Source organism: Achromobacter kerstersii (assembly GCF_902859595.1).
In the GTDB taxonomy this organism is placed as follows: Bacteria; Pseudomonadota; Gammaproteobacteria; order Burkholderiales; family Burkholderiaceae_B; genus Achromobacter; species Achromobacter kerstersii.
The window spans coordinates 172867-187419 of record NZ_CADIJQ010000006.1 but is presented as its reverse complement, the minus strand read 5'-3'; the positions used below and the strand labels follow the sequence as shown (position 1 = coordinate 187419).

14 protein-coding genes are annotated in these 14553 nt (G+C 64.7%); 12 read left to right on the top strand and 2 right to left on the bottom strand.

The window, feature by feature from the left end; translation table 11 throughout:
* Nucleotides 1–6: 6 nt before the first annotated feature.
* Entirely contained in the window at nucleotides 7–1695 is a 1689-nt protein-coding gene (locus tag HV765_RS18820; protein WP_054421163.1) for an ABC transporter substrate-binding protein, read from the bottom strand.
* Nucleotides 1696–1731: 36 nt separating this feature from the next.
* Nucleotides 1732–2568: a hypothetical protein gene (locus HV765_RS18815; protein WP_054421164.1), complete on the bottom strand. Its 837-nt coding sequence runs from the start codon at nucleotides 2566–2568 to the stop codon at nucleotides 1732–1734.
* Nucleotides 2569–2790: 222 nt separating this feature from the next.
* Here HV765_RS18815 and HV765_RS18810 point away from each other — a divergent pair, with 222 nt between their 5' ends.
* The 12 genes from HV765_RS18810 (at nucleotide 2791) to HV765_RS18755 (ending at nucleotide 14542) form a co-directional block, all read left to right on the top strand.
* Nucleotides 2791–4047, top strand: a complete 1257-nt coding sequence (locus HV765_RS18810; RefSeq protein ID WP_175170598.1) for an SfnB family sulfur acquisition oxidoreductase — start codon at nucleotides 2791–2793, stop codon at nucleotides 4045–4047.
* A 4-nt stretch (nucleotides 4048–4051) separates the two neighbouring features.
* Nucleotides 4052–5269 carry an SfnB family sulfur acquisition oxidoreductase gene (locus HV765_RS18805; RefSeq protein WP_054421166.1) on the top strand — a complete coding sequence of 406 codons (1218 nt, stop codon included), beginning with the start codon at nucleotides 4052–4054 and terminating at the stop codon, nucleotides 5267–5269.
* A 20-nt stretch (nucleotides 5270–5289) separates the two neighbouring features.
* A complete protein-coding gene (locus HV765_RS18800; protein ID WP_054421167.1) occupies nucleotides 5290–6657 on the top strand; it encodes an LLM class flavin-dependent oxidoreductase in 1368 nt (455 codons plus the stop codon).
* Between the two features lie 107 nt (nucleotides 6658–6764).
* Entirely contained in the window at nucleotides 6765–7565 is an 801-nt protein-coding gene (locus HV765_RS18795; protein ID WP_054421168.1) for a MetQ/NlpA family ABC transporter substrate-binding protein, read from the top strand.
* Nucleotides 7566–7585: 20 nt separating this feature from the next.
* On the top strand, nucleotides 7586–8179 hold the full coding sequence (gene ssuE, locus HV765_RS18790) for an NADPH-dependent FMN reductase (RefSeq protein WP_175170597.1): 594 nt from the start codon (nucleotides 7586–7588) through the stop codon (nucleotides 8177–8179).
* A 13-nt stretch (nucleotides 8180–8192) separates the two neighbouring features.
* Nucleotides 8193–9365 carry an FMNH2-dependent alkanesulfonate monooxygenase gene (gene ssuD / locus HV765_RS18785; protein WP_054421170.1) on the top strand — a complete coding sequence of 391 codons (1173 nt, stop codon included), beginning with the start codon at nucleotides 8193–8195 and terminating at the stop codon, nucleotides 9363–9365.
* A complete protein-coding gene (locus HV765_RS18780; RefSeq protein ID WP_175170596.1) occupies nucleotides 9365–10057 on the top strand; it encodes an ABC transporter permease subunit in 693 nt (230 codons plus the stop codon). The genes ssuD and HV765_RS18780 overlap by 1 nt, the downstream gene beginning before the upstream one ends.
* Nucleotides 10058–10067: 10 nt before the next feature.
* Nucleotides 10068–11303 (top strand): acyl-CoA dehydrogenase family protein, encoded by a 1236-nt coding sequence (locus HV765_RS18775; protein ID WP_175170595.1) that lies wholly within the window; start codon nucleotides 10068–10070, stop codon nucleotides 11301–11303.
* A gap of 10 nt (nucleotides 11304–11313) precedes the next feature.
* Nucleotides 11314–12114: a methionine ABC transporter ATP-binding protein gene (locus tag HV765_RS18770; RefSeq protein WP_175170594.1), complete on the top strand. Its 801-nt coding sequence runs from the start codon at nucleotides 11314–11316 to the stop codon at nucleotides 12112–12114.
* The gene (locus HV765_RS18765; RefSeq protein ID WP_175170593.1) at nucleotides 12114–12776 is read left to right on the top strand and encodes a methionine ABC transporter permease; all 663 of its coding nucleotides are present in this window, start codon (nucleotides 12114–12116) and stop codon (nucleotides 12774–12776) included. The genes HV765_RS18770 and HV765_RS18765 overlap by 1 nt, the downstream gene beginning before the upstream one ends.
* Before the next feature lie 16 nt (nucleotides 12777–12792).
* The gene (locus HV765_RS18760; RefSeq protein ID WP_054421175.1) at nucleotides 12793–13617 is read left to right on the top strand and encodes a MetQ/NlpA family ABC transporter substrate-binding protein; all 825 of its coding nucleotides are present in this window, start codon (nucleotides 12793–12795) and stop codon (nucleotides 13615–13617) included.
* A 19-nt stretch (nucleotides 13618–13636) separates the two neighbouring features.
* Nucleotides 13637–14542 (top strand): ATP-binding cassette domain-containing protein, encoded by a 906-nt coding sequence (locus tag HV765_RS18755; RefSeq protein WP_175170592.1) that lies wholly within the window; start codon nucleotides 13637–13639, stop codon nucleotides 14540–14542.
* The last annotated feature ends 11 nt before the right edge of the window (nucleotides 14543–14553 follow it).

Sequence of the window (14553 nt, the reverse complement as noted above, 5' to 3'; positions counted from 1 at the left end):
CGGCCGTCAGGCCTTGCCTAGCCAGACGTTGGCAAAGTTGTTGCGCGAATGTGAGGACGCGTCCGTCACGTTGCGCACCTGCTTGTCCCACACGCCGAACCAGCGGAATTCAAAGAGCCCGATCAGCGGCAGGTCGCGTTGCGCCAGGCGCTGCACCTCGTTGTATTGCTCAATGCGCTTTTTCGGATCGGTCTCGACCTGGGCCGCTTCAATCGCGCGGTCCATGTCGGGGTTGTTGTAGCCCGACACGTTGTACCAGGGCGTGCCTTTCGCTTCGGCCTTGCTCCAGTACCGCGTTTCCACGCCCAGCTGCGGATCGATCAGCACCGTGCCCCACGAACTGATCAGCTGGAAGTTGTAGTCGGTGAAAACGTTGCGCGTCCACGTCGCCAGATCCAGCCCACGCAAGGTGACGTCGATACCGATCTTGCGCAACGCCTGACGCACGAATTCGCCGGTGCGGCGGTAGTCATCGCCAAAGGGGATGTAGTCATGCGTCAACGCAAAGCGCCAGCCGTCGGCCTTGCGGGGAAAGCCCGCTTCGTCCAGCAGCTTTTCCGCCAGCGCCGGGTCATAGGGATACTGCTGCACGTTCGGGTTGTGATACGGCTTCACCAGCGACGGCACCGGGCTTACGAAGGGTTCGGCATAGCCGTTCCATACCGTCTTCACCAGCACTTGCTTGTTGACCGCGTGGGCGATGGCCTGGCGCACTTTCAGCTGCGACAAAATCGGGTCGCGCAGATTCGCTTCCAGCCACAGCCAGGCGGCAAAGCCGTTGTAGCCCGACGTGTCCACCGCCAGCTTGGGCAGTTTGGACAGGCGCGTGGCATCGGTGAAGGCGACAGGGTTGCGTTCGCCGTAGGCCACGCCGCCCGTCTCCAGCGCCGTGGCGCGGCCCGACACATCGGGAATGATCTTCCACACGATGCGGTCCAGGTACGGGCGTTCCGGCTGCCAGTACTTGTCGTTCTTTTCCAGCACGATGTAGTTGCCCCGGTTCCATTCCTTGAACACAAAGGGGCCGGTGCCAATCGGCTTGTTGTTGTAGGGGTTGTTCTGGATGTCGGTGCCTTCGAACAGGTGGCGCGGCAGAATGGGCGCGCCCAACGAGTCGATGGCGTTCAACGCCACGGGCGTGGGTTGCGACAGGTGCAGCACCACGGTGTGGTCGTCGGGCGTTTCCACCTTCTGCAAGTACTGAAACACGCGGCGCGCGCTGGGCGCATGCTTCAACCACACCGCTTCCGCCGACCACTTCACATCGGCCGCCGTGAACGGCTTGCCGTCATGCCACAAGACGCCTTGGCGCAGCTTGAACGTGATGGTCTTGCCGTCATCCGACACGGCCCAGCTTTCAGCCAGTTGCGGGCGCGGCTTCAAGTCCGGTCCGTATTCGACCAGCCCGTCGAAGATCTTGCTGACCACGGCGCCGGTGGGCGTGGACGAGTTCAGGTAGAAGGCCAGCGTGGGCGGCTCGGGGTGGACCACGGCGTTCAGCACGCCGCCGCGCGCCGCGCCGTCCACGGTGTTGGGCAGGCTTTGGGTGTCGGCATAAGCGGGCGCGAAGATCACGTTGGGAAACAGCGCACCCGCGCCCATCAGCGCGCCGGCGCTCAGCAGCCAGCGGCGCAGCGGGTTGGTCGGTTCGTCTTGCGGGTCGAGATGGCCGCCCGGAGGCAGTTGCTGCGTCATGAAGGTTTCCTTCTTTGGAAGAGAGTGCCGGCGGTGTCAGGCGGCCAGGCTGGTCAGAGCGGGAAGTTCGTCGGGGTCCAGGCGCAGCAGCGTGGCCAGCAGTTCGCGGCGCCAGGCGTCATACAGCGCAACATGGTTGCGGGTGTCCAGACCGGTGGCGCGCAGGTTCAACTGCCAGGAATCGCGCAGATAGGGGCCCAGCAGGCGCTGCACGTCCTCGTCAGCCTGGATCAGCCCTGCGACCCAGTCTTCGCGTTGTGCGGGGTCGGCGCGCGCCAGTTTTTCCAGCCACCATTGCGTGATGCGGATGCGGTGCGCTTCTTCATCGGGCAGGATGCGGTTCTCGCCGAATTCCCGATGTCCCGCGTCCAGCACGCGTGCCGTGCGCCGGTTCACGAACAGCCGCGCCAGGATGTAGTGCTCGTAATGGAATTGCCAGGCCAGGAAGTTCTGCCAATTGCGCAGCGCGAAGCCGCCAACGAGATCCCAGGCTTCCTGCACGCCTTGCTCAACAGCAGCCAGCGGCGATGCGCCTAGCAGCACCGTCGCGCGGCCGAGCGAAAACTCTGCGTGCGCCGCGTCGTCGCCCAGCTGGCGCGCCAGGGCGAATTGAAAGCCGGTGTCCTCCTTGAACGGGCCAGCAATCGCCTGCGCGGCGACCTGGGTGATGAACAAGTCGTGCACCGTGTTCCAGATGGCGTAATCAGCGGCAGCGTGGCGCTCTTCGGCCGTAGCCAGATCACGCGGTGGCTCCAGACGCACGGCAGGAATGTTGGGCGCGACAACCAGCCGGATGTCGTCGAACAAGCGCGCCTCCAAGGCGCCGTCATAGTCCAGCGTCAGAGGCAAGCGGGGCAGGTCCAGTTCAGGCATGGCAGGTGTCGGACGCGGAAAAGTCTCGACTCTAAGCAAGCGCTGACGCCGCCCGCAAACATTCTTTGGTCATGTCGATATGTGCCTATGCGCGCTGCTAACAGTAGGCAACGGGCGCGCCGCGCGCATATACCGATTTCAAATAACCGCATGAGAAATCCGTCCTTCCGCGTGTGATGGCGCGCCGATAGGCTGCATGTTTCCTCAACGCCGGGGCGCACCATGCCGCACGGGTCCAGCAATACGGCTTCAAGCCTTTCACCCCACCACGAACCGGATCAGGCGCCGCGGCGGATACGCCCGGCCCGCATTCATGACGATGCCCAGGCCATTGCCTCCGCGCACGAGCTGGCCGCCGACTTCGCGTTGGGTGCGGCAGAACGCGACCGCGAACGCGGGCTGCCTTGGCGAGAGATCGAACGCTATACGGCAAGCGGATTGGGCGGCATCACCGTGCCGCGCGAATATGGCGGCGCAGAGGTGTCGCATGTGACGCTGGCCGATGTGTTTCGCATCATCAGCGCCGCTGACCCGTCGTTGGGCCAGATTCCGCAAAACCATTTTGGCTTCCTCAATTTGCTTCGCCTGACCGGCACGCCCGCGCAGCAGCGCCGCTACTACGACGGCGTGCTGGACGGCTACCGGCTGGGTAATGCGGGCCCCGAGCGGCATACGAAACACACTAGCGATATCGAAGCGCGGCTCACGCCCGATGGTGACGGCTACCGCGTCAGTGGACGCAAGTTCTATTCAACGGGCGCGTTATTCGCGCACTGGATACCCGCCAAGGTGTTGGACACCGAAGGCCGGCTGGTGACCGTGATTCTGGAGCGCGGTGCGCCGGGGCTGTCCGTCGTGGACGATTGGTCCAGCTTCGGCCAACGCACCACGGCCAGCGGCACGGTGCTGCTGGATAACGTGCGTGTCGAACCTCATGCCATCTTGCCTGCCTGGCAAGCTCAGCAGGCCTCCGTGTTGATCGGGCCATTCGCGCAACTAATGCAGGCTGCCATCGACGTCGGCATCGCCGAAGGGGCGTTGCAAGACGCGGTGGCGTTTCTGCGCGAGCGCTCGCGTCCGTGGGTAGAGGCCAACGTTGAACGCGCCACGCAAGACCCGTATGTGATTGCGGACGTGGGGCAGCTTTACATCGAACTGCATGCGGCCCAGGCCTTGCTGACGGAAGCTGCGCAGCACCTGGACGATGCCCGTGGGCGCGCGCTGAACGGAGACGACGTTGCCGCCGCGTCGATCTCCGTGGCGCGCGCCAAGGCGTTGTCTACCGAGATTGCGCTGGCGGCAAGTGAAAAGCTGTTCGAACTGAGCGGTGCGCGGGCGTCGCTGGCCGAGTTCAATCTGGACCGTCATTGGCGCAACGCGCGCACGCACACGCTGCACGACCCCGTGCGTTGGAAGTATCACGCGGTGGGCCACTACGTGCTTAACGGCCAGCGCCCCAACCGCCATTCCTGGATCTGACGCTATGACGCACGAGAAAATATCCACGTTGGCGCCGCGCCGCGCCGCTGTCATCGAGTCGGGTGCGCAAGCGTTGTCGGTAGCGCGGGCGCTGGCCGAAGACTTCGCACGCGAAGCCTCCCAACGCGACCGCGAACGGCGTCTGCCGCTGGCGGAGCTGGAGCGCTATTCCTTGTCGGGCCTGTGGGGCATCACCGTGCCGCGCGAGCATGGCGGCGCGGGCGTGTCGCGCGTGACGCTGGCCGAAATCACCGCCATCATCTCGGCCGCCGATGGCTCGTTGGGCCAGATTCCGCAGAATCACTACTACGCGCTGGAAGCGTTGCGCGTGAACGGCAGCGCCGACCAGCAGCGCCGCTTCTACGCACGCGCGCTGGCGGGTGAGCGCTTCGGCAACGCATTGGCCGAAACCGGCACGCGCACGGCAGCCGAGCGCCGCACCCGGCTGGACCCGGATGGCGCGGGCGGATGGCGCATCAACGGCAGCAAGTTCTATTGCACGGGCGCGCTGTACGCGCAGTGGATACCGACGGCCACTGTGGATGGCGACGGCATTCAGCGTCTGGCCATCGTGCGCCGCGACAGCCCCGGTGTGGAAGTCATCGACGACTGGTCAGGCTTTGGCCAGCGCGTCACGGGCAGCGGCACCGTGCATTTCACCGACGTGGCGGTGCCTGCCGAAGACGTGTTGCTGCTGGCCGATCCGGTGGCCCCCCCGAACACGATCAAGCCGCTGGCGCAGATCATCCACGCCGCTATCGATTTGGGCATCGGCCAGGCCGCGTTGCAAGACGCGCTGAGCTTTGTGCGCGAGCGGTCGCGTCCGTGGATCGACGCCAACGTTGAACGTGCCGCCGATGATCCGCTGACGATCAGCGAGTTCGGCCGCCTGTCCATCCGGCTGGAAGCGGCGCGCGCGCTGGTCGCCCGCGCCGGCCGCATTCTGGATGTGGCTACGGCCGACGGCACCGCCGCCAACGTGGCCGCCGCCGCCATCGCGGTGGCGGAGGCCCGTGTGTTGACGACCGAAGCCTCGCTGGCCGCAGGCACCAAGCTATTCGAGCTGGCGGGCACGCAATCCACGCTGGACCACCTGAATCTTGACCGCCACTGGCGCAATGCCCGCACGCACACGCTGCACGATCCGGTGCGCTGGAAGCGGCACGCGGTGGGCAATTACTACCTGAACGACATTGCGCACGGCCGCGTGGGCACCACCTGATCCTGACGGAGCCAACTTTCATGGCGAAAAAGAAAATCCTGCTCAACGCGTTCAACATGAATTGCGTCGGCCACATCAATCACGGTTTGTGGACGCATCCGCGAGACACGTCCACGCAATACAAGACGCTGGAATACTGGACGCACCTTGCGAAGTTGCTGGAACGAGGCCTGTTCGACGGCTTGTTTCTGGCTGACATCGTGGGCGTGTATGACGTGTACCAGGACTCGGCGGACCTGACGTTGCGGGAATCGATTCAGCTGCCGGTGAATGACCCGCTGCTGACGGTGTCGGCGATGGCGGCGGTGACGCAGCACCTGGGCTTTGGTGTGACGGTGAACCTGACTTACGAAGCGCCGTATCTGCTGGCGCGTCGCTTTTCCACGCTGGACCACCTGAGCAACGGCCGCATCGGCTGGAACATCGTGACGGGCTATCTGGAAAGCGCCGCGCGTGCGATGGGCTTGTCGGAACAGATTGCGCACGATGAACGCTATGACCGCGCGGATGAGTTTCTGGAGGTGGCCTACAAACTGTGGGAAGAAAGCTGGGACCGCGATGCGGTGAAGGCAGACAAGCGTGCGCGTGTGTATGCGAGCCCGGATGCGGTGCGGCGAATTGATCACGAGGGCAAGTACTACAAGGTGCAGGGCTATCACCTGTCGGAACCGTCGCGGCAGCGCACGCCGGTGCTGTATCAGGCAGGCTCGTCGGGCCGGGGCCAAGCGTTTGCGGCACGTCATGCGGAGTGCGTATTTGTGTCGAGCCAGACGAAGGAAGGCTTGCGTAAGCTGGTGGCAAGCGTGCGCGAGTCGGTGGCGCGCGAGGGGCGTGATCCGCGTGATATCAAGTTCTTCATGGGGGTGACGGCGGTGGTGGGCAAGACGGAAGCCGAGGCTCGGGAGAAGCATTCGGAGTATTTGCGGTATGCGAATCCGGAGGCGGGGCTGGCGCATTACGCAAGTTCTACGGGCATCGACTTTTCACGTTATGCGGCGGACGAGCCAATCCGGTATGTGAAGAACAACGCGATTGAGTCGGCGGTGAAGAATCTGACGGTGTCGAGAACGGATCGGACGGTGACGGATCTGCTTGCCGATATGGCGTTGGGGGGGAGATATCCGGCGCTGGTGGGTAGCGCGTCGCAAGTGGCGGACGAGTTGGAGTCTTGGGTGGCTGAGACGGATATTGATGGGTTCAATGTGGCCAGGACGGTGACGCCGGAGTGCTATGAGGACTTTGTGGATCTGGTGATTCCGGAGTTGCAGGAACGGGGGGCTTATAAGACGGCTTACTCGGAAGGGGGATTACGGGAGAAGCTGTTTGGGGCGGGTAGGGGGGAGCTGCCGTTGGAACATGTGGGTAAGCGGGGAGTGCGGGTGTATTGAGTTGTGGCGGGTGCGCGCACACATAACCTCATACCGACTAAGTATTTTTCGCCATCTCATCCCGGTGCCAGAATCCTCAAATCATCTCTCGCTCCGAGCCAAAAATCATGCCCTCGCTTCGTTACCTGTTAGCCGCCTCACTCCTCGCGATTCCGTTCATCACCCCCGCAAACGCCGCCGATAAATCCACCATCACCGTTGGCATCTCTGTCGGCACGGCGGAAAAGATATTCGATGTTGTTCAGAAAGTCGCCGCCCGTGACGGCCTCACCATCAAGCTCGTCAAGTTCAACGACTATCAGCTTCCGAACGCGGCCCTCAACGCCGGTGACCTCGATGCAAACGCCTTTCAACACAAGCCGTTTCTCGACAATCAGATCAAAGCCCGCGGCTTCGATATTGTTCCGGTTGGCCTGACGATCACGGCGCCGCTGGGCTTCTACTCCCGCAAAATCAAATCACTCAACGACCTGCCTGAAGGCGCGTCTGTTGGCATTCAGAACGACCCGTCCAATGGCAACCGCGCGCTTCGCTTGCTGGCTGCCTACAAGCTCATCACGCTGAAGCCCGAAGCCGAACAGAAGAACACAGCCACGCCGCTTGACGTCGTATCCAACCCGCGCAAGATCAAGCTGGTGGCGCTGGATGCCGCGCAATTGCCGCGTTCGCTGGATGACTTGACGGCGGCCTCCATCAACAACGACTACGCCGAACAAGCTGGCCTGGTGCCTGCCCGTGACGCTATTGGCCGTGAGGCGGCTGACGGCCCCTATGCGAACTTGATCGCTGTCCGCACCAAAGACCGCGACGAGCCTTGGGTGAAGAAACTGGTGTCTGCCTACCAGTCGCCCGAAGTGCGCGCCTACATCGAGAAGGAATTCAAGGGTTCCCTCATTCCTGCGTTCTGACGCGACCTTTGCGAACCCCCATGAGCATCCTTACCTTGACGGGCAGCCCGTCTCAGCGTTCCCGGTCTTCTGCTTTGCTTCGCCATGCCGCGCAACGGTTGCGCGCGTTGGGGCTGGGTGTCAGTGAACTGGGCTTGCGCGATATTCCGGCCGAAGAACTGATTGAAGGCCATTACTCGGGCGCGGCCGCCGGCGCGTTGCGGGCGCGGGTTGGCGCCGCGGATGCGGTGCTGATTTCGACGCCGGTCTACAAGGCTTCGTTCGCCGGCGGGCTGAAGGCCGTGCTGGATCTGTTGGATGAGAAGGCGCTGGCCGGCAAGGTGGTGCTGCCGATTGCCACGGGCGGAAGCCCTGCGCATTTGCTGGCGCTGGAATACGGGCTGAAGCCGGTGTTGTCGGCGCTGGGCGCCCGCCACATCCTGGCAGGCGTGTACGCCACCGACAAGCAGGTGCGCGTCGATGATGACGGCGCCATTCATATCGACGATGACGTGCGCGCGCGCCTGGACGACGCCGTTGACCGTTTGAGCGAGCAGGTGCTGGCGCGCACCATCGTTGTCAACGAAGCCTATGACCTGGGCCGCCTCGCGCTTGCGGGCGGGTTCAGCGTCTGACCCGGAGCTGCACATGGATGTTTTCTGGTTCATTCCCACGCATGGCGACTCGCGCTACCTTGGCACCAGCCAGGGCGCGCGCGCGGCAAGCTATGACTACTTTCGTCAGGTCGCGGTAGCGGCCGACACGCTGGGCTATGACGGCGTGCTGCTGCCCACCGGCCGGTCTTGCGAAGATGCGTGGGTCGTGGCGTCCAGCCTCATCGGCGCCACGCGCCGGTTGAAGTTTCTGGTGGCGATACGCCCCGGCGTCAGCTCCCCGCAGGTGTCGGCGCGCATGGCCGCCACGTTTGACCGTCTGTCCGAAGGGCGTTTGCTGGTCAACGTGGTGACGGGCGGCGACCCGGGTGAGCTGGAAGGCGACGGTGTCTTTGTCAGCCATGACGAGCGCTACGCCATCACGGCTGACTATCTGCACATCTGGCGCGGCATTCTGGAAAACAGCCATCAGGCCGAAGGCTACAGCTTCGAAGGCGAACAGCTGGTGTCCAAGGGCGGCAAGGTGATTTATCCGCCCGTGCAAAAGCCGTATCCGCCTTTGTACTTCGGTGGCTCGTCCGAGGCCGCACATGCGCTGGCCGCCGAGCAGTTGGACGTTTATCTGACCTGGGGCGAGCCGCCCGAGGCCGTGGCCAAGAAAATCGCGGACATCCGTGCACGGGCGGCGGAGCATGGGCGCACCTTGCGCTTTGGTATCCGCTTGCACGTCATCGTGCGCGAAACGGAAGAAGCGGCATGGGCGGCCGCCGACGAGCTCATCAGCCACTTGAGCGAAGACGCGGTGAGCGCGGCGCAAGCAGCGTTTGCCAAGATGGATTCCGAAGGCCAGCGCCGCATGGCCGCTTTGCATGGCGGAAAGCTTAGCGACGGGCAGGGCGGCCGTTCGCATCTGGAAATCGCTCCAAACCTGTGGGCGGGTGTGGGGCTGGTGCGTGGCGGGGCTGGCACGGCGCTGGTGGGTGATCCCAAGACCGTCGCCGCCCGCATCCAGGAATACGCCGATCTGGGCATCGACACCTTCATCTTCTCGGGCTATCCGCATCTGGAAGAGTCGTATCGCTTTGCTGAGCTGGTGTTTCCGCTGCTGCCTGGCAAGGGCCAGCGCCACGCGGGCAACACGGTGCTGACAGGACCATTTGGCGAAGTCATGGCGACCGAACTGGTGCCAAAGGAATCGGCAAGCTGATGTCTGCGCACTGGTTGCCGATGCTGTCCACGCCGTCTTCGTTGGTCTCCGCTGCGGCAGAGGCTTGGGGGTCGGGCGACGCATGGGCGCTGCTGCGCGTCAGCGTGTGGCGTGTGTCGGTGGCGCTGCTGTTGGGCGGCGCCGTGGGGGTGGCATTGGGTGCGCTGAACGGGTTGTCGCGCACGGCCGGCAACGTGTTGGACGCAGGAGTGCGCGTGTTGCGCGGCGTGGCGGTGTTGGCGAGCATTCCCTTGCTGCTGCTGAGCGCGGGCGCAATAGGGGAAACAAAAGAAGGCGCAACGCTGGGCCTGTTGGCCGTGGGCGTGTTCTTCCCGGTGTACGCCGCCGCGTTTCAAGGGGTGCGCGGGGTGGACGCAACGCTGATCGAGCTGGGCCGCACGGCAGGTCTTGCCCGTTGGCCGCTGTTGCGCGACGTGATCTTGCCGGGCGCCTTGCCGTCGGTACTGTCCGGGCTGCGCGGGGCGCTGCTGCTGCTGTGGGGCTTGCTGCTTGGCGTCGAAGCCATTCGCACCCTGGCGGCCCATCCCGATGGCAGCACGGCCGTTGACCGCATCGTGCTGACCTTTTTGATTTACGCCGTGCTGGCCCAGGCGGCCGATCGCTTGCTGTCTGCCTGGTCGCGTCATGCGTCGCGCTGGAGCCGCGCGCGGCCCGCCGCTGGCGCTTATTAGGATTTCAACCATGGCCAAGATTCAAGCCATACGAACAACATCCGTGGCGCAGGCCGCTGAAGCCGATGATGTCACTCCGGCGTTCTCCGCAGACCCGGCGCAGGCGCTGGAAACACTGGCGTCGCAGTTGGCCGCGACCGCTGTCGAGCGCGACCGGCAGGGCGGACACGCCGCGCACGAACGTGAACTGATCCGCGCGAGCGGCTTGCTGCGCTTGTCAGTGCCAACGGAATTTGGCGGCGCGGGCGCAAGCTGGTCCACGGTGTTGGCGGCGGTGCGCCGCTTGGCCGAAGCCGACAGCGCCTTGGCGCACGTCTTTGGTTTTCACCATTTGCAAGTCGCCGGCGTACTGCTCTATGGCACGCCCGCACAGCACGCATATTTCTTGAAACCCACCGTCGAACGCAATCTGTTCTGGGGCAATGCGCTGAACCCGCTGGACCGCCGTGTGGTTGCGCGCGCCGAACTGGACGGCTACCGCATCGACGGGGTGAAGAGTTTCAGCTCGGGCTCGGTGGGTTCGGATGTGCTGACGTTTTCTGCCTGGCACAAGGCGTCGGATACCGCGTTGATCGCGGCGGTGCCGACGCGGGCTGAGGGCATTACCGTGAACCCGGATTGGGATGCCTTCGGACAACGCCAGACCGATAGCGGCACGGTGCGTTTCGACCACGTTCGCCTGGAAGCCATTCAGGTGCTGCAAGCGCCGGGCGTGACGGCAACGCCGCGCGCCACGCTGCGGTCGCAGGTGGCGCAGCTGATCATGACGAATCTGTACCTGGGGCTGGCGCGCGGCGCGTTCCAGGAAGCGCGCCGCTATGTGCGCGAGGATGCGCGCGCGTGGTTTGCCGCAGGCGTGCAGCGCCATGCCGACGACCCGTATGTGCAGGAGCGCTTCGGCGAATTCTGGTTGCGCCTGCAAGCCGCAGAGGCCCTGACGGACCAGGCGGGTCTGGCGCTGGATGCCGCCTTGGAACGCGGCCCGTCCGTGACGGCGGACGAGCGCGGCCGGGTGGCGGTGGCGGGCGCACAAGCCAAGGTGCTGGCGCATCGCGCCGCGCTGGAAGTGGGGTCGGAATTGTTCGACGTCACCGGCGCCAGTTCCACCGCCGCGCGTTTCGGCTACGACCGCTTCTGGCGCAATGCGCGCGTGCACACGTTGCACGACCCGGTGGCCTACAAGGTCCGCGATCTGGGCCGCTACGCGCTGCTGGACCAGATTCCTGAACCCACCGCTTACTCATGATGCCTTCCCGATGACCCAGATTTCTTCTCTTCCCAGCGCGCCGCAGACCGTGATCCGGCTGGATGCCGTCAGCAAGGCCTACGCCACGCGCTCGGGCCGCTTCGATGCCGTGCGCGATGTGTCCTTGTCGATTCGCGCGGGCGACACCTTCGGCATCATCGGCAAAAGCGGCGCGGGCAAGTCCACGCTGCTGCGCCTGATCAACCTGCTGGAACGGCCAGACGAAGGCGCGGTGCATGTGGCCGGCACGGAATTGACGGCGCTGCCCAAGCGCGCGCTGCGTGGCGCCCGGCAGAACATCGGCATGATCTTTCAGCAATTCAATCTGCTGCAAAACGAGACCGTGTTCGAGAACGTGGCCTTTGCGCTGCGCGTGCATGGCGGACGCAGCCGCGAACAGATTGCGGCGCGCGTGCGCGACTGCCTGGACATCGTGGGCCTGACCGACAAGATCGCCAGCTACCCCGCGCAATTGTCGGGCGGCCAGAAGCAGCGCGTGGCGATCGCACGCGCCTTGGCCAGCGAGCCCGCGGTGCTGCTGTGCGACGAGCCCACTTCCGCGCTGGACCCCGAGACCACGCGTTCCGTGCTCGCCGTACTGCGCGACATCAACAAGCGGCTGGGCGTGACGATTGTGATCGTCACACACGAACTCGCCGTCGTGCGCGCGCTGTGCCGCCACGTGGCGGTGATGGAAGACGGCCGCGTGCTGGAGCAGGCAGAAATCTCGGGCGCCAACGTGCACCTGTCGTCCGCGCTGGGCCGCGAGCTCATCCGCGAGGCCACCCACCCGTATGAAGAGGTTGCGTGATGCTGGATACCTTTGTGCAGTTGCTGCCCGAACTGGGCGTGGCGGTTGGCCAGACCTTTCTGATGCTGGCCATCGCGTTGGCTGCGTCCATTCTGTTTGGCGGGCCGCTGGGCGTGCTGGTGTTCCTGACAGGGCCCGGGCAGTCGCTGGACCGTCCGGTGTCGCATCGGCTGCTGAGCTGGACGGTGAATACGGTGCGTTCGTTTCCGTTCATCATTTTGCTGGTGGCGCTGGTGCCGTTTACGCGTGCGATTGCGGGCACGTCGATCGGTCCCGTTGCGGCGGCGGTGCCGCTGTCTTTCGCGGCCATTCCTTACTTTGCCCGCCTGGTCGAGCAATGCCTGCGGGAAGTGCCGCGCGGCGTGATCGAGGCCGCCCATGCGGCCGGCGCGTCGGAGCTTCAGATTGTGCGGCGCGTGCTGCTCGTTGAGGCGCGCTCTGGCCTGGTGCTTGCCTTGACGGTGCTGGCCGTGAGCTTTCTTTCCTATTCGGCGGTGGCCGGCGTGGTGGGCGGCGGCGGCATCGGCGACCTGGCCATTCGCTACGGCTACTACCGCTTCCAGACCGACGTGATGGTGCTGACCGTGGCGCTGCTTGTCGTGCTGGTGCAAATCATTCAGGTAGCGGGCAATACCGTCGCGCGCCATATCGACAAGCGTTGAACGCTTGAGGACTCACATGTCATTCCCTCGACTTGCCCTGTTCGCGGCGCTGGCCGCGCTGACCCTCGGTGCGGCGCATGCCGCCGACCCCGCGAAGAAAGAAATCGTGTTCGGCGCCACGGCGGGGCCGTACAGCGACCAGATCAAACTTGGCATCAAGCCCATCCTGGAAAAGCAGGGCTACACGGTCAAGATCGTGGAATTCAACGACTACATCCAGCCCAACTTCGCGCTGGCGCAGGGCGCGTTGGACGCCAACGCGTTTCAGCACGAGGTGTATCTGAAGAACTTCGCGGCCAAGAACAAGCTGGCGCTGTCCGAGCTGGTGAAGGTACCCACTGCGCCCATCGCCATCTACAGCAAGAAATACAAGAGCGTGGACGCGGCGCCTGACGGCGTCACCGTGGCCTTGCCGAACGACCCGACCAATCAGGCGCGTGCGCTGGTGGTGTTGCAGGAGCTGGGCTGGGTGAAGCTGCGCGATGGCTACGACCCCTTGCAGGCGTCAGAAAAGGACGTGGCCGTGAACGTGAAGAAGATCAAGCTGATTCCGCTTGAAGCGGCGCAGTTGCCGCGTTCGCTGGACGACACCGATTACTCGTTTGTGAACGGCAACTTTGCGCTGGCCTCGGGCCTGAAGCTGACCTCGGCGCTGGCGCTGGAGAAGACCACGCCCACCTACCAGAACCTGGTCGCCGTGCGCACCGCGGATATCGGCAGGCCGTATGTGAAAGACATCGCGGCGGCTTACGCGTCGCGCGAATTCCTGGCGGTGACCGATAAGTCATTTGCGGGCTTCGTGAAGACCGATTATCAGCAAAAGCTGGAGGCGGCCCGCTAGGGTGGCGGCCGGCACGCTGATGTTCATCCCGCCGCAGGAGTTCGAGCTGTTGCAGCATCTGGAGGTGCCTGACCGGGCGCGGCGCGATGACGCGGACGCGCCCGTGGAGGAACCCGGCCGGCCGCTGCGCATCAGCCTGCGCAAGCTGGCCAAGCGGGATGGCGCGCGCGTGGTGCTCAAGGGGCTGGATCTGGATATTGCCGCGGGCGAGTTCGTGGCCGTCGTGGGACGTGGCGGCGCGGGAAAGAGCAGGTTGCTGCGCATTCTGGCGGGTCTTGACCGGCCAAGCGGCGCGCAGGGGGGGCCGCCCACGCGTTCGCCCGTGCTGTTCGACAACTTTCCGCAATGGGCGTCCGACGAACGGGTGCGGCTGGTGTTTCCCGAAGACCGGCTGCTGCCGTGGAAGCGCGTGTGGCAGAACGTGGCGCTGGGTGTGCCGGGCGATGCGCGGGGCCGGGCGCTTGATGCGCTGCGGCAAGTGGGCTTGGCGGAACACGCCAGCGACTGGCCGGCGCAGTTGAATGCTGCGCAGCGCCAGCGCGTGGCGTTGGCGCGAGCGCTATTGCGCCAACCCGGCCTGTTGTTGCTGGATGACCCGTTAAGCGGGCTGGATGCGCTGTCGCGCATCGACGCGCAAGCGCTGATCGAACAGGCGTGGCAGCGCGGCGGTTTTACGTCCGTGCTGGCCACGCGTGACGTGCACGAAGCCGTGGCGCTGGCCGATCGCATTGTGGTGATCGACGAGGGTGCGGTGATTTTTGACGAGCGCGTGGCATTGACGCGCCCGCGCGCACGCGGTTCCGCCGCTTTTGCCGCGCTGGCCGCGCGGGTGTTGCGCGCCATCTTGAAAGAAGCAGAGCCGCCGTTGACCGACCGGCCGCTTGCGCCCGTGATTCAGATTCGGCATTTGCGGCTGGCGGTGTAGCGCCGTCAGTC

What these genes read in the sequence shown, in the direction of transcription:
- HV765_RS18780 (WP_175170596.1), top strand. Translation starts at nt 9,365, where the DNA reads ATGTCTGCGCACTGGTTGCCGATGCTGTCCACGCCGTCTTCGTTGGTC.
- ssuD (WP_054421170.1), top strand. Translation starts at nt 8,193, where the DNA reads ATGGATGTTTTCTGGTTCATTCCCACGCATGGCGACTCGCGCTACCTT.
- HV765_RS18805 (WP_054421166.1), top strand. Translation starts at nt 4,052, where the DNA reads ATGACGCACGAGAAAATATCCACGTTGGCGCCGCGCCGCGCCGCTGTC.
- ssuE (WP_175170597.1), top strand. Translation starts at nt 7,586, where the DNA reads ATGAGCATCCTTACCTTGACGGGCAGCCCGTCTCAGCGTTCCCGGTCT.
- HV765_RS18755 (WP_175170592.1), top strand. Translation starts at nt 13,637, where the DNA reads ATGTTCATCCCGCCGCAGGAGTTCGAGCTGTTGCAGCATCTGGAGGTG.
- HV765_RS18815 (WP_054421164.1), bottom strand. Translation starts at nt 2,568, where the DNA reads ATGCCTGAACTGGACCTGCCCCGCTTGCCTCTGACGCTGGACTATGAC.
- HV765_RS18810 (WP_175170598.1), top strand. Translation starts at nt 2,791, where the DNA reads ATGCCGCACGGGTCCAGCAATACGGCTTCAAGCCTTTCACCCCACCAC.
- HV765_RS18795 (WP_054421168.1), top strand. Translation starts at nt 6,765, where the DNA reads ATGCCCTCGCTTCGTTACCTGTTAGCCGCCTCACTCCTCGCGATTCCG.
- HV765_RS18770 (WP_175170594.1), top strand. Translation starts at nt 11,314, where the DNA reads ATGACCCAGATTTCTTCTCTTCCCAGCGCGCCGCAGACCGTGATCCGG.
- HV765_RS18760 (WP_054421175.1), top strand. Translation starts at nt 12,793, where the DNA reads ATGTCATTCCCTCGACTTGCCCTGTTCGCGGCGCTGGCCGCGCTGACC.
- HV765_RS18775 (WP_175170595.1), top strand. Translation starts at nt 10,068, where the DNA reads ATGGCCAAGATTCAAGCCATACGAACAACATCCGTGGCGCAGGCCGCT.
- HV765_RS18820 (WP_054421163.1), bottom strand. Translation starts at nt 1,695, where the DNA reads ATGACGCAGCAACTGCCTCCGGGCGGCCATCTCGACCCGCAAGACGAA.
- HV765_RS18800 (WP_054421167.1), top strand. Translation starts at nt 5,290, where the DNA reads ATGGCGAAAAAGAAAATCCTGCTCAACGCGTTCAACATGAATTGCGTC.
- HV765_RS18765 (WP_175170593.1), top strand. Translation starts at nt 12,114, where the DNA reads ATGCTGGATACCTTTGTGCAGTTGCTGCCCGAACTGGGCGTGGCGGTT.